Source organism: Bacillus sp. PPSBB_2 (assembly GCF_045291115.1).
Lineage (GTDB): Bacteria > Bacillota > Bacilli > Bacillales > Bacillaceae_G > Bacillus_A > Bacillus_A cereus.
Window position 1 is genome coordinate 3,468,720 of sequence record NZ_CP147983.1, and the last position, 19,401, is coordinate 3,488,120.

The window sequence follows — 19,401 nt, forward strand, 5'->3', positions numbered from 1 at the left end:
CTATTTAATGAATTATAATTAAATTATAAATTTTCTAACTAAAAAGGAGACTTATTATGGCACTAGAAATGAAAACAAACTGTCAAATTTGCGATCAATCGCTCGAACAAGATTATGAAGCATACATTTGTGTATATGAATGTACATTTTGCGCACCATGTACAGAAGAAAGACATAACGTTTGTCCAAACTGCGGCGGCGAATTAGTACGTAGACCGAAAAAGAAATAATAAAAAGCAAAGCGATATCGCTTTGCTTTTGTTTAGGCATCTGAAATTATATATTTAAAAACTTCACACAAACAGGCTCTGGCACAACAACATCAGATTGTAAAAGTGTTAACTTACCTGTAGATTCATCTCTTGAAAATAACACAAGATTATGTGACTTTTCATTTGTAGCAACAAGAAACTTTTCAGTAGGATCTAATACAAAGTCTCTTGGCCAATTTCCTTCTGTAGATGTATGTTCCACAAATGTAAGCTGGCCTGAGTTTTGATCTACGCTATAAACAGCGATACTATTATGACCACGATTACCTGCATATACAAAGTGGCCGTCAGAAGAAATATGGATAGCACTGCCTTGACTATTTTCATCAAATTGTTCTGGAAGAGTAGAAATATACTGTAATTCTGTAAAGGATCCTTCTTCCGAGTTATATGTTAGCGCAATAACCTCTGAACTAAGCTCCGTCATTACATAAGCGTATTTTCCATTTGGATGAAAAGCAATGTGTCTTGGTCCACTTCCCGGATTCACAGACAGGCTATTCACTTCTATTAATGTACTATCTTTTACTTCATACGTAATTATTTTATCTATCCCTAAATCAACGCCCACTACATATTTTTCATCAGGAGTGTACCCCGCGTAATGTGCATGTGGTTTTTCTTGTCTTTCTTTATTCGGACCTGAACCTTCATGTGCCATAATAGATGAAGCAGGATTTACAGTTCCATTTTCTTCATTTATTTCAAAAGACTCAATCGTTCCTTTATGGTAATTCGCTGTAACTACTGTATGATTCCCACTATCAACACTAATATGACAAGGAGAAGCACCTTCTACTACTTGTCTATTTTTCGCTTTTAGTTCTCCAGTATGACTATCAATGGAATAAGCAGCTACACCGCCAGATTCGCCTTCCTTAACAACAGAATAGAGATATTCATTATTTCGGTTAATCGTTACATATGTAGGGTTATCCAGCTTAGCGGCAAGTGTTACATTACTAATTTTTTTTGCTTCTGTGTCTAAAGTAAACTTATATATTCCTTCGCTATTTTCTTTCGTGTAAGTTCCAACATATCCAATAAACTCTTTGTTATCCTTCATTTTCATAACCCTCTCTCCCTATATTTTTCATTCATCATACTTCTTAAAATATTTTATGTTGAAAGAGTATCCTAAAAAATCGGAGTACCTCTTTATACGTTACCATATTTTCTTGGTAAATAGCTTTTAAACCCACTTTTTTTGGTACGCTGCTATACTTTCATATTCTTCTTCCAATTGACGGGACAGACGAATATAGATTGGCGTTAAATCTTTATATTTTTCCACACTTTCCATGTTTGGCTCATGATGAAAATCTGCACCTACCATTTCAGAAACTACGGATAATGTATCTATTTCACCTAAACTATATAAACCGAGGATTGCAGCTCCTAAGCAAGAACTTTCAAAACTTTCCGGAACATATACGTCTTGATGGAAAATATCTGCCATCATCTGTCTCCAAAGTTCCGATCTTGCAAAACCACCTGTCGCTTGAATTTTTTTCGGTTCACCAATTAGCTCTTTTAAAGCGAGAAGAACTGTATATAAGTTATAAATTACTCCTTCTAAAACAGCACGGATCAGATGTTCTTTCTTATGATGCAATCCGAGTCCAAAGAAAGATCCTCGTGCATTTGCATTCCATAAAGGAGCTCTTTCCCCTGCTAAATACGGGTGAAATAATAAACCGTCAGATCCAGGATTCACTTTTGCTGCTATTTCAGTAAGTACTTCATATGGATCTTTTCCTAAACGCTTCGCAAGTTCAATCTCTGAAGTACCCAATTGGTCACGAGCCCATCTGAAAATCATACCACCGTTATTAACTGGACCACCGATTACCCAATGGTCTTCAGTTAACGCATAACAAAAGATTCTCCCTTTTGGATCTGTTACAGGACGATTTGTTACAGCACGAATCGCACCGCTTGTACCAATTGTAACAGCCACAACGCCAGGATCTATTGCATTTACCCCTAAATTAGATAGTACTCCATCACTCGCTCCTACTACAAAAGGCGTAGAAACAGGTACATTCATCTCTTTGGCCAGCTCTTCATCTAATCCTGTTAAACTGTGCGTTGTTGGAACAAGCTTTGAAAGCTTTTCATCTGTAATTCCCGCAACATATAAAGCCTCTTCATCCCATTTTAAAGATTTTAAATTAAACATCCCTGTTGCTGATGCTATAGAATAATCAATTACATACTCTTTATATAACTTGTAAAAAACATATTCTTTAATAGAAATGAATTTATAACTTTTTGCGAATAACTCTGCCTTCTCATTCTGTAGCCAAACTAATTTCGAAAGTGGTGACATCGGATGAATTGGTGTCCCAGTACGAAGGTAAATTTCGTGACCATTCATATCATTCTTTATTTTCTCCGCCCAGCTTGCACTTCTATTATCTGCCCAAGTGATACATCTCGTTAACGGCTTTCCCTTTTCATCTACAGCAATGATACTATGCATTGCCGAACTAAAAGAGACACAAAGAATATCACTTGGCTGTACACTACTTGATCGTACAGTTTCTTTAATCGTATGTATTACTGCACGAAAAATTTCTTCTGGGTCTTGTTCTGCTGTTTCAGGCGTAGGAGAATATAAAGGATATTCAATTCCATGACTAGCAATAACAGATCCATCAGTAGAAAATAGAACTGATTTTGTACTAGTTGTCCCAATGTCTACACCAATCATATATTTTGAGCTCACCATTTCTTCCTCCTAACAAAAAATTGTTACAGTATCCCACCATAAAAATACATTCCTTTTATCTATTGATAACGTTGTATGCCACAATTATCTAAATAGAAACATCTTTATCTTAAACAAACATATCGATTAGTAAAACGCCTCCAAAAGCGATAAATGAAAGTAACGTTTCTAATACTGTCCATGTTTTAAATGTTTCTTTCACTGTTAAACCTAGGTATTCTTTTACCATCCAAAAACCAGCATCGTTTACGTGTGAAAACATTAATGCTCCTGCACCTGTTGCAATAACGAGTAATTCTAAGTTCACACCTGTTGTATTTTCAACGATTGGCGAAACGATACCCGCTGCTGTTGTTAAGGCGACTGTCGCTGACCCTGTCGCAATTCGAATTAAACCAGCTACTATAAATGCTAATACAATTGGAGATAGAGCTAAATGTTCAGACATTTGAGCAATAGCATTCCCTACCCCACTATCGATAAGAATTTGCTTAAAACCCCCGCCAGCACCAATAATCGCAACAATTGAACCGATTGGTAATAAGCTATCTTCTGTTATCTTCTTAATAGCTTTTTTATCGATACCTTGACGAAATCCAAGAAAATAGAACGCCGCAAAACATGCAATCAATAGTGCAATGATAGGACTACCGATTAATGTGATAATCTTCATCAAAGTATTAGAAAGAGGCACATAAGGAGCTGCTGCAGCTAAAACCATTAACATAACAGGTAACAATATAACTAAAAATGAAACTCCTATTCCTGGTAATTTCGTTGATTTTGTATTTACACGAATCAATTCTGGCTCATTTTCAGGAATTACACGTTTGTGAATCCATTTCGCAAATATAGGACCTGCAATAATCGCTGCAAAAAATGTAATAATGAGTGAATACATTAGTACCTTCCCAAGATTCGCTTTATAAATACCAATTGCAACTATGGCCCCTGGATGCGGAGGAACAAGACCGTGCACGACAGATAGCCCAGCAATTGCTGGTAATGCTATTAATAAAATATTTTGTTTCGTTGTTTTATGAATTGAAATTACTAACGGCAGTAATATTAAAATACCTACTTCAAAAAACACCGGGATTCCAATAATAAAACCTGCAATTAACATAGCCCATGGTAAGTTTTTTATCCCAAAGGATTTAATAAAGAACTCTGCCACTTGCATTCCAGCACCTGACTCTGCCATCATTTTCCCTAAAATTGTACCTAATACTAAAATACCTACTAAATGCCCTAGAACACTTCCCACTCCTGTTTCATAAGCACTCACTATTTTATCCATTGGCATTCCAGACATAATTGCTAAAAACAAACTTGCAACCGTTAAACTAATAAACGCATGCCATCTCCACCACGACACCCCTAAAATAACAATTACGATTGATAATAATGTAATCATTAAAAGGTACATATTCATACTCAGTTCCACCCCTTTATGTAAACCCTTTCAAAATTACTATACAATTAAGAGAACCTATATCGTTCTTTCATGAGTAAGAATTTATATATCGATATACAAATCATATTCACAAAATAATAATTTATACAAAAAGAATCTCCCTTATCAGAGATACATGTTAACTACTCTCTCTGATAAGGGGATTTCTCTTTCATAATTATAGTGTTATTTTATACATGCTTCATACGAGCATATTTTCCTTCTTCAAAAGTGAATGACACTTTCTTCTCTGCTGTTTTCACGTAGTAAGACTACAAACTCAGGATCCAGTTTAAACGATGAAGTTACTTAGGATTTGTCCTCTCATGAAAAGCAATTTTCGGAAAGCCCCTTCACTTTTATGCATTATAATTTAGGAGCTTTCGCCCAATCCGCAGCAAACTTCTCAATACCTTGATCTGTTAATGGGTGCATAGCAAGTTGCTCGATTACTTTATAAGGGATTGTTGCAATGTGAGCACCTGCCATCGCTACACGAGTTACGTGATCTGGATGTCTAACAGAAGCCGCAATAATTTGTGTATCTAATTGATGAACATCGAATAATTCAGCAATTTTAGCAACTAATAATACGCCATCTTCAGAAATATCATCTAAGCGCCCTAAAAATGGAGAAACATACGTTGCACCTGCTCGAGCTGCTAAAAGTGCTTGGTTCACGGTGAAAATAAGTGTAACGTTCGTTTTTACACCTTTTTCAGTAAGATAGCGACAAGCTTCTAATCCTGCTAGCGTCATCGGAAGTTTTATTGTAACTTTTTCATCGCCGCCGTTAATCTTAATCAGTTCCTCTGCTTGAGCGATCATCTCTTCAGCTGTAACAGCATCTGGCGTTACTTCTGCCGAAACAGATTCAACTTTCGGCACTGCCTGACAAATTTCTGCAATACGGTCTTCAAACTTAATGCCCTCTTTTGCTACTAAAGAAGGATTTGTTGTAACACCAGCTAAAACTCCAAGTTTATATGCTTTTTTTATGTCCTCAAGATTTGCAGTATCAATAAAAAATTTCATGATCCATTCCCTCCAGTTTTTAAACGTTGATGAGTTACATGTTTAATATGCTTATCCCGTAAAAGCCCGATTGGTGTGGAATAAAGCCCCTACTTATTAAAGTTTCACTTTATTTCTTTTCTACTGCATGTCCGCCAAATTCATTGCGCAGAGCTGCTACAACTTTTCCTGTAAATGTATCATTGTCTAATGAGCGGTAGCGCATTAATAGAGACATTGCGATAACAGGAGTTGCTGTTTGAAGGTCTAATGCTGTTTCTACTGTCCATTTTCCTTCACCAGAAGAATGCATAACACCCTTAATTTCATCCAGTTTTGCATCTTTAGAAAATGCATTTTCTGTTAATTCCATTAACCAAGAGCGAATGACTGAACCGTTGTTCCATACTCTTGATACTTTTTCATAATCGTAGTCAAATTCACTTTTCTCTAGAATCTCAAATCCTTCACCAATAGCAGCCATCATACCGTATTCAATTCCGTTGTGAACCATTTTTAAGAAGTGACCACTACCAGCTTTTCCAGCATATAAAAATCCATTTTCTACAGCAGTATCGCGGAAGATAGGTTCAACGATGTCCCAAGCTTCTTGATCTCCTCCGATCATATAACAAGCACCATTACGAGCGCCTTCCATTCCGCCAGAAGTTCCTGCATCCATAAAGTGAATGCCATCTTTCTTTAATTGTTCATATCGGCGGATAGACTCTTTATAATGTGAATTACCTGCTTCAATTAAAATATCTCCTTTTGATAAAAGTGGTGTAACCTCATCAATAACAGAATCAACAACAGCGTGTGGTACCATTACCCAAAGAATTCTTGGTGATTGTAATGACTGAACAAGTTCACTTAAACTAGATGTACCTGTTGCCCCGTACTCTTTCATTTCTTCCACTGCACTTGCATTTAAATCAAATGCTGCTACTTCATGTTTATGATCCATTAAATTTTTCCCTAAATTTAATCCCATTTTACCTAACCCAATTAATCCTACTTGCATAATATAATTCCTCCTCAGATTATCTTTTATTAAAAATTCATATCACTACGATTTTGAATACCATTCAGTATTGATAAATCTAGAAAGGTATTCACAGTCATAGCTTAAGAATTCAACACATTTTTTGTAATTTGAACAACATTTTCTATCGTAAATCCAAATAGATTCATGACTTCAGCTCCAGTACCTGAAGCTCCAAATGTTTCAATTGATAGTACTTTTCCTTCTTGCCCTACATAACGTTCCCAACCGAGAGATACACCCATCTCAAGAGATACTCGTTTCGTTATAGAAGACGGAAGAACGGATTCTTTATATTCGTTCGATTGGCGATCGAATAACTCCCAGCTCGGCATTGCAACGATGCGAACAGAGACATTGTCTTCTTCTAGTTTTGCTTTTGCACTAGCAGCTAAAGATACTTCAGAACCTGTCGCAATTAAAATTACATCCGGATTTTCATTTGTTTCCGTTAATACGTAAGCTCCTTTAGAGAGATTCTCTATGTTCGCTTTCGTTTCATTAAACACCGGTAAATTTTGACGACTCAGTACTAAAACGACTGGACCATCCGTTTGCTGTAATGCATACGCCCACGCACTTGCTGTTTCATTTGCATCTGACGGGCGGATAACTGTTAAACCAGGAATTGCACGAAGAGCTGCTAAATGTTCAATAGGTTCATGCGTTGGACCATCTTCTCCTACAGCGATCGAATCATGTGTAAATACGTAAGTAACAGGTAACTTTTGCAGTGCAGCAAGTCGAATCGATGGACGAAGATAGTCATTAAATACAAAGAATGTACTTACGAATGGTTTTACCCCTCCATGAAGAGCCAGTCCATTCGCTGCCGCGCCCATTGCATGTTCACGTACACCGAAGTATATATTGCGGCCAGCATACGATTCTACTGCATATACTGCTTCACCTTTTATATCTGTCATCGTAGACTGAGAAAGATCTGCACTTCCACCGAAAATAGAAGGAATCGTTTTCACATAATGATTAATAGCTTCCCCACTTGCAACACGAGTAGAAATCGTTTTTTCAGTATCAAAGGATAGAATGTCTTTCGCTTCGATTAAAACCTCACCTGTAATCGCTTTTTCTAATTCATCTGCTAGTGCAGGGTTTGACTCTCTGTATACGTTGAACTGCTCATTCCATTCATTCTCTTTTTCAATACCTTTTTGTTTCAGTTCATTAAAATGAGCTGTTACTTCTTCAGGCACAAAGAAGTCTTCCTCATAATCCCAACCATACACTTGTTTTGTCGCTGTCGCTTCTTCTACCCCAAGCGGATTACCATGTGCTTTGTTCGTTCCAGCAACTTTTGGACTTCCATAACCTATAATGGTTCTAATTTCTATAAGAGTAGGTTGATCCGTATTGTCTTTCGCTAATTGAATCGCTTTTGTAATCGCATCAACATCGTTTCCATCCTCAACTCTTACATATTGCCAATGTGCAGATTCTACTCTTTTCTGAATATCTTCAGAAAAAGCAATGTTTAATTCACCATCAAGTGAAATTTCATTTGAATCATACAGTACAATTAACTTGCCAAGTTTCATGTGCCCTGCCATTGACATCGCTTCATAAGCGACACCCTCCATTAAGTCACCGTCTCCAACTAAAGCGTACGTATTATGATCTATAATAGAGTGACCATCCTTATTGAACTTCGCTGCCAAATGCGCTTCTGCCATTGCCATTCCGACAGCATTCGCAATCCCTTGTCCTAACGGTCCTGTCGTCGCTTCAACTCCAGAAGTGTGACCAAACTCCGGATGTCCTGGTGTTTTACTATTTAACTTTCTAAAGCTTTTCAAGTCATCAATTGAAACGTCATATCCAGCTAAATGAAGTAAGCTATACAGTAGGCTCGATCCGTGTCCCGCTGATAAAACGAATCGATCACGGTTAAACCATTTCGGATGATTAGGATTGTGACTTAAATGATTCGCCCATAATGCATAAGCCATCGGTGCTGCTCCCATCGGAAGACCTGGATGACCTGAATTTGCCGCATTAATAGCATCAATTGATAACGTACGAAGTGTATTCACTGCTAATTGATTTATGTTTTGTGTCATAGTAATCGTCCCCCTACATGCTTTCATGAAAGAAAGTACTTATTTTTCCGTTTCTTGATCTAACCACCATTTAAATCCACTTTCTTGCAATAATTCATTCGACGCATCTGGACCATATGAACCAGACTCATATTCATGAAGTGGTAATAAGTTTTCCTCGAATGCTTCAAGAATTGGTTGTACCCATTCCCATGACAATTCAACTTCTTTCCAATGTGCAAAGAATGTAGCGTCTCCACTCACAGCATCATGAATGAGTCTTTCATACGCTTCAGGTACTCCCACATCTGCTTGCTCACAAGTAAAGTTAATACGCATCGGTTCAATTTCTCCATTTTTTAATGGATTTTTACTATTTAACTGTAATGAAACGTTCTCACCTGGGCTAATTTCAATTATTAACAAGTTAGGTGCTGCATTTGGATTACTATCTTGATATTGCTGTTTTAACGTATTTTTAAATTCGATTACAATACGAGTAGACTTTTCTTTCATTCGTTTACCTGTTCGTATATAAAATGGAACGCCAGTCCAAAACGGATTATCGATCCACAATCGAGCAGCAACAAATGTGTCTATGTTAGAAGAAGGATTTACTCCTGGTTCCTCTTTATATGCTACAACTTGCTCGCCTTTTATCTCTCCTGAAGCATATTGTCCGCGAATGATATGGTTTTGAACGTCTTCTTTTTTCACTTTACGAAGCGTCTCCATTACCTTTCGCTTTTCCTCTCGAATTTCACATGCATTAACCTTTTCCGGCAGATTCATAGCAGTCATCATTAATATTTGTAACATATGATTTTGAACCATATCTCGAATGGCTCCTGCCTGATCATAATATCCTGCTCTTTCTTCAACCCCAACTGTTTCACTAGCTGTGATTTGTACATTCGCTATATGTTCTTTATTCCAAATAGACTGGAGAACAGGATTTGCAAATTCTAGTGCTTCAAGATTTTGAATCATCGGTTTACCTAAATAATGATCAATACGGTATATCTCGTCTTCTTCAAACGTGCGACTAAGCTTATCATTCAGCTCACGAGCAGATGTAAGGTCGTGCCCAAACGGTTTCTCAATCATTAGGCGTTTCCATCCATCCGTTTTATCAAGTCCGCTTTCCTTAATATTTAAAGCGATTGTCTCGAAAAATTCAGGAGCAACGGAAAGATAAAACATTCTATTACCTTTTATATGTAGTTCTTCTTCCCTTTCGCGAACGACTTGTAATAATCTCTCATAGTCTTCCGGCTTACTCACATCTAATGGACAATAGCGAAAATTATCTAAAAAACCTTCGAGATCTGAAGTCCCTTCTTCTCTATGGCGAGAAAACGTCTCTATTGATTCTTTTATTCTTTTTTGAAAATCTACATGAGATACTTCACGTCTCCCAAGCCCGATAACAGATATTTGCTTTGGAAGCTTTTGATCTCTATATAAGTTATATAGTGCGGGGTAAATTTTGCGTTTCGCTAAGTCCCCTGTCGCTCCAAATAAAACAAAGGTCATTGATTCCAATTTCAGTCCCCCTCTTGTTGTATAATCCTTGTCAATATTTTAAAAATGAATTGTACAGAATCCCCTGTTTTTATAAAAAAACAAAGAGTTATCAAATTCCAATTCCTTTTATACCTTTCGCTTTCTAATTGTCCCCAATATTAATAGTGGCAATTCAAAGCATTTCTACCACAGATTACTTATTTATCGAACCTAACAAACAAATGTATATTCGATTACTTTTAGTAATTAAATAATCTTATGTCTATTATATTAACCATATAAATTATTATCGTCAATAAAAATGTCTTGCATTACATACTATTTATTTCGTAATGCTTTTCTAAGTGTATTCCTAATTACCATTCATTTTCAAAGATAATGATTGATATAACAAATGTCAGTTTCATCAAAATCTTCAATCATTTTTTCATTAAACTCACGAGCAGACGTTACATGATAACCAAAAGGCTTCTCTATAATAAGACGACGGTTCAATCCTTTTGTAGCCCACAATCCACTTTTCTTAATATTTAAAGCAATGACATCAAATACTTCTGGTATAACAGATAGGTAAAACATGCGGTTTTCAGGAATGTTTAATTCTGTTTCACGCATCTTTACAAGGCGCAACAAATCTGGATAGTCCTCTATATTCGCTGTATTTAATTGACAATAACGAAATGTACTAATAAATTCTTCTACTCCTGATTCGTCATCAGTAGATATTCTAGAAAATGTAGCAAGGGATTGTTCTACCTTTGTTTGAAATTGCACATCTGACATTACCCTTCTGCCGATACCGATAATCGAAATAGATTGCGGTATATTTTGATTACTAAATAGCTTATATAAAGCAGGATAAATTTTGCGTTTCGCTAAATCCCCCTGTCGCTCCGGATAAAGTGAAACTTTAATCAGTGGGGATTTTGTTCATCCCCACTGATTATTAGTTAAACCAATCGGGCTTTTACAGGCAGTTGCCCCCACCTAACTTCTATGATATCGCTGAATTTTGAGGTGGGGGTCTTACTGCCTGTTAATGCGGGGTAAAAGAAATGTCATTGAATCCATTTGTTCTCTCCCTTTTAAAACAATTGCTAGAATAGAATATATAAGTTCATTCGCTACTTAGCACAATACTGTCTCTAAAACCTCATACTTTACCAATGTTTCTTCAATACAATTTTCCCAAGAGCACGTTCTGACTCACTTATGTGGTGTGCTTTTTTTACACCTTCTACATGTAAAGGCAACACATGCGTGACAACAGGTTTAATCTTCCCGCTCTCAATTAATTCTGTAATAAGAGAAAGTTCATATCCGTTAGGTTCAGTAAATATATGGTCACTCTCAATATTTTTCTCTCTTGATATCTCGGTTTGCGGAATTTTCATACCTTTCGGACCATAAATAGACGCTAACTTTCCATTTGGTGCAAGTACTTTATAACTATTCTTTAGTACATCCCCACCTAACACATCAAATACAATATTGTAATTATGCAAAAGCAAAGAAAAGTCTTCCGTTTTGTAATCGACGACAGTATCAGCGCCTAGATTCTTTACAAATTGCATGTTTTTCGTACTAGTCGTAGTTGCAACATGTGCACCGAAACTTTTCGCTAGTTGAATAGCAAACGTACCAATCCCGCCAGATCCAGCATGAATTAAAACCTTATTACCTTTTTGAACATTTGCGAACTTCACTAAGCTTTGCCAACTTGTCAAACCTACTAGAGGGATTGATGCCGCTTCTTCAAAAGATAGATTTCTCGGTTTTTCCGCCACATATTTTTCATCTACAGCCACGTACTCTGCGTACGTGCCGTTTCGTTCAATATCTGGACGACTATATACCTCATCCCCCACTTTACATACTGTTACGTTTTTTCCTATAGCAGCAACTACACCTGCAACATCCCATCCTAAAACGAGCGGGAAGTCATAAGAAATTACGTCTTGAAGTAACCCCTCACGTATTTTCCAATCCACAGGATTTACACCAGCTGCATATACTTCAATCAGTACATCGTTGTCTCCCAATAGCGGTGTCTGCATTTCAATCTCTTGTAGTACACTTTTATCTCCATATTGCATAAGTCCTATTGCTTTCATTCTTTTCACTCCTTTACAAGGCTGGGAAATGCGGCAGCACTTCTTCTCCTAGCTCATCCAATACTTCGTCAGCTGGACGTTGACCATCAAATAGAGCAAGGAATAAATGATTCACACCAATACTTTTATATACATCAAGTAATTCAATTAGTGCCTTACGCCCTGTACGGTAACCTAAACGTATCGGTGTAGGACGTTCATTTGGATCTTCAGATAAATCTAAATGCATCGGTTGGATAAATGGTTTGAATACATCTGGATGATAATCCTCTACTCGTTCTCTCCATTGTCCAATTGCTGCTGCCTGATGCACTGGACTACGTGGATAATACATCCATCCATCTCCATGTTCAGCAAACCATTCCATATTTTGCTGACTAAAACCTGTAATGAAGGTTGGAACACGTTTAGACGGTTTTGGAACTAAATTCGCACCATGCACTTCTCCTAGCGTCGACTGGATAGACGGGAAGTTTTTATACAAAATCTCTTCCAAGTAAGCAAATGCTTCTCTAAACTTTTCACCTCGTGTTTCATGACTAACACCTAACGCTTTGAAATCGGCACGTCTGTCACCGGATGAAACGCCAAGCATAATTCTTTCTGGAAATAGTTGATCTAATGTAGCAATTTCTTTTGCTACACGCAATGGATGACGAAGTGACAACACTGTTGCCGACGTTCCAAATGCAATTTTCTCTGTCTTGCTTGCTAAATACGTCAAATAAATCATCATATCGTAAATTTGACCTGTTGCAGGATCACCAAAATCAGGGTCTTGCAGCAAAACATCGCGAAGCCATACACCTGTAAAACCATATTGTTCTGCTTTTTGCACTAACTCTACTTGTTTTTCCATCGTTGGAGCATGAAACTGATAATTTTCAATCGGAATGTGGACTCCTAACGTAAGCTGATCTTTCGCAAACATACGATTATATCCAAAATGATTCGCAAACTTTTCCATGTGTTTCACTCACTTTCCTTCATTCATATAAATCTATACTTTTCATATTTCTTCTCAAAATTGATAGGCAATACTGTAATACCACATTGTTGCCGATTGTCATCGTTATAACTTTCTTTGTGCTACGAGTGTTATTATAAATCGGCCATAACATGAATAACAGTACGTACTTTAAAGTGATGTAGGCACTTTTAAGTACCTATACTACATGCTTGCTTATCACTTTCAGCACTAATTCATGCTACACAAAATAACAATTCCCTTTCCTTCAGCAACTTCCAAAGTTGCTTTTGCATATGCGCTACACTATTTCATGCAATCTCCTTCTCTTTATAAAAATTCCTCAAACAAAATGATTGACTTGGAGTTAACTTCAAGTCATACACTTGTAGTGAAAGGAGTGTAATTACAAATGAACGATATATTCACAATATCAGATGTTGCAAAGAAAACAGGATTAAGTACAGATACAATTAGATACTACGAAAAAATTAACCTTCTTCCCCCAGCTAATAGAAATGGGAATAATAATAGGCAATATGTTCAATTAGATATCGATCGAATACTTTTCATTAATCATCTAAAAAGAACACAAATGCCATTAAATAAAATACAAGAATATATGAAATTTTCACGAGAAAAAAACGATGAAGCTTGCAAAACAATACTTGAGGAACATCAAAAACAAATCACAATACAACTAACGAATTTGCAAGCAACTTTAGATATTATAAATTATAAAATTACTCACTTTGAGCGTATAAAAACAGGGAAATTTAATAAAGGAACGGAGATGGAGTTACACAATGAATAATAATAATGAAAACACAATTCAAAAACCAATTTATTCTGGATTCGGTGCAAGAACTATTGCCAAAGAGGCTCTAGGTGGAAAAGATTTAAGCGGAAAGATAGCTATTGTAACTGGAGGATATTCAGGATTAGGACTTGAAATCACGCACGTACTTGCGGAAGCGGGCGCTACAGTTATCGTACCAGCCAGAAGAATAGAACAAGCTCAAGAAGCTACTGCAAATATTCCGCGGGTGGAATTGGAAAAACTAGATCTTATTAATCCTGATTCTATAGATGCTTTTGCAAATAGATTTCTTAGTACTGGACGTCCACTACATATTTTAGTAAACGGCGCAGGAATAATGGCTAACCCATTAAAACGCGATGTACGAGGATATGAATCCCAGTTCGCAACAAATCATTTAGGTCATTTCCAATTAACAGCAAGACTTTGGCCCGCTTTAGTTCAAGCAAATGGAGCAAGAGTTGTATCAGTTAGTTCGCGCGATCATCGTATTTGTGGTGTTGATTTTAACGATCCAAACTTTACAAATCGTCATTACGACAAATGGCAAGCTTACGGACAATCCAAAACAGCAAATGCATTATTTGCGGTCGAATTAGATAAACGTGGTAAAGAATTTCATGTACGTGCATTCTCTGCCCACCCTGGAACAATCGTAACAAGTTTATCTCGAAATTTAACTGATGAAGAAATGCATTCAATGGGAGCACTGGACGAGCATGGAAATCGAGCTTTAATAAAATACGATGAAGAATTTAAAAGTATCCCAGAAGGGGCCGCTACAATTGTATGGTGTGCCGCAAACGATCAACTTGATGACAAAGGTGGCGTGTATTGCGAAAATGTTGATATTGCAGAAGCTGTTTTTGCTGACAATCCAGGGCCATCAGGAGTGAGACCTTGGGCTAGTAATACAGACTATGCAGACATGCTTTGGGAATTAAGTGAAACGCTAACCGGCGTTCATTTTTTAACTAAATCATAATATTATACTTATTTTTTGTACTTTGCTATGCTATAACCACAAACAGGAGGTATAAACAATGAAAGCACAAATTATCCATTCTTTTGGGGATTCATCTGTATTTCAATTAGAAGAAGTTTCAAAACCGAAACTTTTACCAGGTCATGTTCTAATCCATGTAAAAGCAACAAGTGTAAATCCAATCGATACAAAAATGCGTAGTGGTGCCGTTTCAGCAGTCGCTCCTGAGTTTCCAGCTATATTACATGGAGATGTAGCTGGTATTGTTATTGAAGTAGGAGAAGGTGTTTCGAAATTCAAATCTGGGGATGAAGTATACGGTTGTGCCGGAGGTTTTAAAGAAACTGGTGGTGCACTTGCAGAATTTATGCTTGCTGATACGCGATTGATTGCTCACAAACCTAAAAATGTAACAATGGAAGAAGCAGCTGCTCTACCATTAGTTGCAATTACAGCTTGGGAATCTTTATTTGATCGTGCAAATATTAAATCTGGTCAAAATGTACTCATTCATGGAGCTACTGGTGGCGTAGGACACGTAGCCATTCAACTAGCTAAATGGGCAGGCACTAAAGTTTTTACAACCGCTTCTCAGCAGAAAAAAATGGAAATAGCTCATCGTCTGGGAGCTGACGTAGCCATTAATTATAAAGAAGAATCTGTTCAAGAATATGTACAAAAACATACGAACGGAAACGGATTTGAAGTTATATTTGATACAGTAGGCGGCAAGAATCTTGATCATTCTTTTGAAGCTGCTGCGGTCAACGGAACTGTCGTAACAATTGCAGCTCGTTCAACCCATGACCTCTCTCCTTTACACGCAAAAGGACTCTCTCTGCACGTTACTTTTATGGCTTTAAAAATATTACATACAGATAAACGTGACGCTTGCGGGGAAATTTTAACTAAACTAACGCAAATAGTAGAAGAAGGACACCTTCGACCATTGCTAGATTCTAAACTTTTTACGTTTGATGAAGTTGCACAAGCACATGAATATTTGGAGACAAATAAAGCAATTGGGAAAATAGTGTTGAAAAACGTTTGGTAACTTGCACTAAATAATACAAATAACAGCGGGATTGCTTCGCCTTATCTTTGTCTTAAGAGGCGTGCCACAACCTTAAAAACTTTCCATCCTTTACAACAAGTAAAAAAAGAACAGCCGAATTTTTCTTATAATAGAAATTTCGGCTGTTTGCATGTCGCAATTTGCTTTTTATATATTTCCATTAATAGATAAAATACAACTCATTTGCCTTACCATCTTTACCTTCAACAGAATATTATGTTGTTTTTAATTTTTTAAAACACACTACGTACTAATCCCCCGTCTATTCGCAACGCGGAACCATTAATTGCTGAAGAAAGTGGGCTGCTTAAGAAAGTGACAAGATTGGCAATTTCTTCTGGTCGAATAAGTCTTTGAATAATAGAGGTTGGTCGATTCTCTTTCATAAATCGCTTCTCAGCTTCTTCTATTGTCAATTGCTCATTAGGATAAAGACTATTTAACATAGTCTCCACTCCTTCCGTTAAAGTCGAACCAGGCATGATAGTATTAACAGTCACATTCGTTCCTGTCGTCAGCTCAGCTAAACTGCGAGAAAGTGAAAGTTGCATCGTTTTAGTCGCACTATAGTGAGCCATTTCTTGAGATGGCATAATAGCTGCTTCGCTAGCAATAAAGATGACTCTTCCTTCTTTTCTTTCAATCATTTTTTTCAAATATGAGCGAGTAAGTCGAACACCACTCATAATATTGACTTCAAACAATTTAAACCAATCTTCATCAGGGATATCAAAATATTCTACAGGTTCAAAAATTCCTAAGTTGTTAATAAGAATGTCTACTTCAGGGTACTTTTCAATCACATTTTGGCACCCTTGTTCTGTTCCTAAATCAGCTACTACAGGTTGAAGGATAGCATCAGGATACTGCGCTCGAATTTCTTTTATCGTTTGATTAACATTTTCTTCACGGCGTCCATTAATAAGTACAGTAGCTCCTTCCTCTACTAATGAAGTGGCAATTGCTTTTCCAATCCCTGCCGTAGATCCAGTAACCAGTGCTGTTTTTCCTTTTAATTGCATATGCATGTAAATCCCTCCAAATTCATGTGCTACATGATTGACTTACGTTGGAATAAATAATTACGTTTATATTGTGGTTCACTTCTCTTATCTTTAACAGAAAATAAGCAGATCCACCCTTTTTTCGAAAGCGTATAAACGAAAATTATGTAGCTATTGCACTCTGTACTGAATTAAAAATCGAAATTATCATCATTTAGATCTACTCGATAATTCTGATTCTAATCATTGTCATGTTAAAAAATCACATCAACAGCAGAGTAAAGCTAAAACCAACTAATAAATACCATTATGATATATATTAACGATAAAGAAAATTACGCACTTTAAAGTTCCATAGGAACAAAAAAGTGCCCTATAAACTATAATTTCTAACTCTTTATATTTGCTAAAGTAGTATCTTTTTTTATCATAGAAAAGGTTGTAAAATCACACATTCTTACATACAGTTATAGGATTATTTTTATCCTAATTAACTAAAAACCATATAACACATTTGTAAAATAAAATTCTAAAAAAACCTTGCAGAAAAATTCTACAAGGTTTTTGCCTATACACACAAATTAATCACTATATTAAAATAAAAGGGTTTATAATTCATCAAAATATTATTAAATATAAGCTGCTTTAAAGGCTTGTTGGACAGCTTGTACTTCTAATGAGTCTTTACCATATAAGTTCGTTGCTACACGAATACAAGCTTCTTTTAATTCTTTAAAGTCAGAAGTCATATTTAATTCATCCGTATTTGCATAATAGAAAATATCAAACATTTTATCTTCTCCAATGCCATGTACGTTTACTCCATTATGGTTTCCACCACTAGCAATCAAGTAAGCTACTTTATTAATAATGCTAGAGTTCGTGTGTACACCACCATGATCGTGGTCAGCATCAATAGGTAAGTTATTATAATGTCTATAATCCTCTGGATATCTAGAAGAGATGGATGATGGGTTTTTCATATCTCTAAAAATACGACCTGATTGTTCTCCCATTGTCCAATTGAACTTTCCGTTATTGGCATATTTTTCAACTGCTACTCCTAAAATATCAGATAACGCTTCATTAATTGCACCAGCTTCTCCTGCGTACTCAAGTCCAGACTCATTTCTTGTAACCGCATGTGTAAACTCATGTCCTGCCACATCAAATGCTCTAACAATTGGATCTCCATATACCAGCATAGCCCCATTACTAAATGCATTAAACCACTGCTTAGGATTCCCTTTATTCGTACCATTTGTGTTCCAACCATGAACGACAGAAATTACTTTTTGTCCGTTATTATCAAAGCTGTTACGGCCATATTTTTCTTGATAAAAATCATATACTTTCGTTGCTAAATAATGGGCACTAACTGCTTTAGGATCTGTAAAATTTGTAGAATTACTTGTTACTAAATCATCGAGATAACCCCATACATTTCTTCTATAATTATTATAATCTTTATAATTAGCAGTATATGTTTCAATTCCCTTACCACGAGAATAATCTGCAAGCATGTACGTTCCATCACTTCGCTGCGTAATTCCAAACATACGATTAATACCTAAGTCATCTTTTCCTGTACCTGTTAATTTTGAAGGATCTTGTGATTTATTTACTGTCACAGATTGGACAATACTACTATCTACTTGTATACCTAATTTTTGAACGAGTTCTTTTAATAGATTACCACCAAAAGCATCAATTAATACTGTACCAGATACATATTCAGGTGTAGATGCACTAAAAGTAATTTGATATGCGTTTGTAGCTTTATTTGTATTTTCATCTACATATACTACTTGTTTAATTTTTGGTTCTTCAATAAATGTAAGATCATTTCCATAGATGTTGAAAAGCTGTTTCTTTGCATCCTCTTCTGATAAAGTAATAGGTTGTTTCAAATCTTCCTGTTGTTGTAGATCTTGGGCACTATCCCCCGAAACGCTCGTAAGTACACCATCATCATTAATATGTGCTGTTAGTTGATATCCGTATACATCACGTCCTTCATACGTTTGTTGAAGACGTACCAATGTAGTACCATCATAAGATTTACGACTTTGCGTAACATTATAATTAACTTTGGATTCCGTATTAACTTGCTTTGATGATAATGCTTGTTCTGTTTTTCCTTTTAGTGCATCCTTTGCTACATTTTCTGCCGATTTTTGAGAAGGTGCTGTTAAATTACCTGTTCGGAACGTATCTTCCTTTGTTTCCATTTTTAAATCTTCTTTTGCCGCATGTACTCCTCCATAAGGCATAATCGCCGATAACACCACTCCTGTAGTTAAACCTACCTTTACGAAATTCTTCATATTT

16 protein-coding genes are annotated in these 19,401 nt (G+C 36.4%); 4 read left to right on the forward strand and 12 right to left on the reverse strand.

All coding sequences use genetic code 11. The features are described 5' to 3' along the window. The first annotated feature begins 56 nt into the window (after positions 1-56). Positions 57-230, forward strand: a complete 174-nt coding sequence (locus V6946_RS17185) for a DUF1272 domain-containing protein (RefSeq protein WP_006922510.1) — start codon at positions 57-59, stop codon at positions 228-230. Positions 231-276: 46 nt separating this feature from the next. Here the strand turns inward: V6946_RS17185 and V6946_RS17190 are convergent, their stop codons facing one another. The 10 genes from V6946_RS17190 to V6946_RS17235 form a co-directional block, all read right to left on the reverse strand. After that, a complete protein-coding gene (locus V6946_RS17190; protein ID WP_006922508.1) occupies positions 277-1,344 on the reverse strand; it encodes a lactonase family protein in 1,068 nt (355 codons plus the stop codon). 120 nt (positions 1,345-1,464) lie between these two features. Further along, positions 1,465-3,006, reverse strand: coding sequence for a gluconokinase (gntK, locus tag V6946_RS17195; RefSeq protein WP_006922506.1), 1,542 nt, complete (start codon positions 3,004-3,006; stop codon positions 1,465-1,467). Positions 3,007-3,115: 109 nt separating this feature from the next. Next, on the reverse strand, positions 3,116-4,441 hold the full coding sequence (gntP, locus tag V6946_RS17200) for a gluconate permease GntP (protein WP_006922503.1): 1,326 nt from the start codon (positions 4,439-4,441) through the stop codon (positions 3,116-3,118). Positions 4,442-4,828: 387 nt separating this feature from the next. Further along, positions 4,829-5,497 carry a fructose-6-phosphate aldolase gene (fsa, locus tag V6946_RS17205; protein ID WP_000667676.1) on the reverse strand — a complete coding sequence of 223 codons (669 nt, stop codon included), beginning with the start codon at positions 5,495-5,497 and terminating at the stop codon, positions 4,829-4,831. A 109-nt stretch (positions 5,498-5,606) separates the two neighbouring features. After that, entirely contained in the window at positions 5,607-6,500 is an 894-nt protein-coding gene (gene gnd / locus V6946_RS17210) for a phosphogluconate dehydrogenase (NAD(+)-dependent, decarboxylating) (protein WP_001195911.1), read from the reverse strand. Between the two features lie 104 nt (positions 6,501-6,604). Beyond that, on the reverse strand, positions 6,605-8,599 hold the full coding sequence (gene tkt / locus V6946_RS17215) for a transketolase (protein ID WP_006922499.1): 1,995 nt from the start codon (positions 8,597-8,599) through the stop codon (positions 6,605-6,607). A gap of 39 nt (positions 8,600-8,638) precedes the next feature. Beyond that, positions 8,639-10,123, reverse strand: a complete 1,485-nt coding sequence (gene zwf, locus V6946_RS17220; RefSeq protein WP_006922498.1) for a glucose-6-phosphate dehydrogenase — start codon at positions 10,121-10,123, stop codon at positions 8,639-8,641. A 351-nt stretch (positions 10,124-10,474) separates the two neighbouring features. Next, positions 10,475-11,023: a glucose-6-phosphate dehydrogenase gene (locus tag V6946_RS17225; protein WP_206704711.1), complete on the reverse strand. Its 549-nt coding sequence runs from the start codon at positions 11,021-11,023 to the stop codon at positions 10,475-10,477. A gap of 242 nt (positions 11,024-11,265) precedes the next feature. After that, positions 11,266-12,219, reverse strand: coding sequence for an NADP-dependent oxidoreductase (locus tag V6946_RS17230; RefSeq protein WP_006922496.1), 954 nt, complete (start codon positions 12,217-12,219; stop codon positions 11,266-11,268). A 13-nt stretch (positions 12,220-12,232) separates the two neighbouring features. Next, positions 12,233-13,186 carry an LLM class oxidoreductase gene (locus V6946_RS17235; protein ID WP_006922495.1) on the reverse strand — a complete coding sequence of 318 codons (954 nt, stop codon included), beginning with the start codon at positions 13,184-13,186 and terminating at the stop codon, positions 12,233-12,235. Between the two features lie 412 nt (positions 13,187-13,598). Here V6946_RS17235 and V6946_RS17240 point away from each other — a divergent pair, with 412 nt between their 5' ends. Genes V6946_RS17240 through V6946_RS17250 form a run of 3 tightly spaced genes read left to right on the forward strand, consistent with a single transcriptional unit; the run spans position 13,599 to position 16,045 of the window. Next, positions 13,599-14,000 (forward strand): MerR family transcriptional regulator, encoded by a 402-nt coding sequence (locus V6946_RS17240; protein ID WP_006922494.1) that lies wholly within the window; start codon positions 13,599-13,601, stop codon positions 13,998-14,000. Then, a complete protein-coding gene (locus V6946_RS17245; protein ID WP_366981513.1) occupies positions 13,993-14,991 on the forward strand; it encodes an oxidoreductase in 999 nt (332 codons plus the stop codon). The genes V6946_RS17240 and V6946_RS17245 overlap by 8 nt, the downstream gene beginning before the upstream one ends. Positions 14,992-15,049: 58 nt before the next feature. Then, the gene (locus V6946_RS17250; protein WP_006922492.1) at positions 15,050-16,045 is read left to right on the forward strand and encodes a zinc-dependent alcohol dehydrogenase family protein; all 996 of its coding nucleotides are present in this window, start codon (positions 15,050-15,052) and stop codon (positions 16,043-16,045) included. Positions 16,046-16,299: 254 nt separating this feature from the next. On the opposite strand, the gene V6946_RS17255 is transcribed toward V6946_RS17250, so the two are convergent. Then, positions 16,300-17,094, reverse strand: a complete 795-nt coding sequence (locus tag V6946_RS17255) for an SDR family NAD(P)-dependent oxidoreductase (RefSeq protein WP_048655677.1) — start codon at positions 17,092-17,094, stop codon at positions 16,300-16,302. Between the two features lie 605 nt (positions 17,095-17,699). Next, on the reverse strand, positions 17,700-19,397 hold the full coding sequence (locus V6946_RS17260) for a M4 family metallopeptidase (protein WP_366981512.1): 1,698 nt from the start codon (positions 19,395-19,397) through the stop codon (positions 17,700-17,702). Between the last annotated feature and the right edge of the window lie 4 nt (positions 19,398-19,401).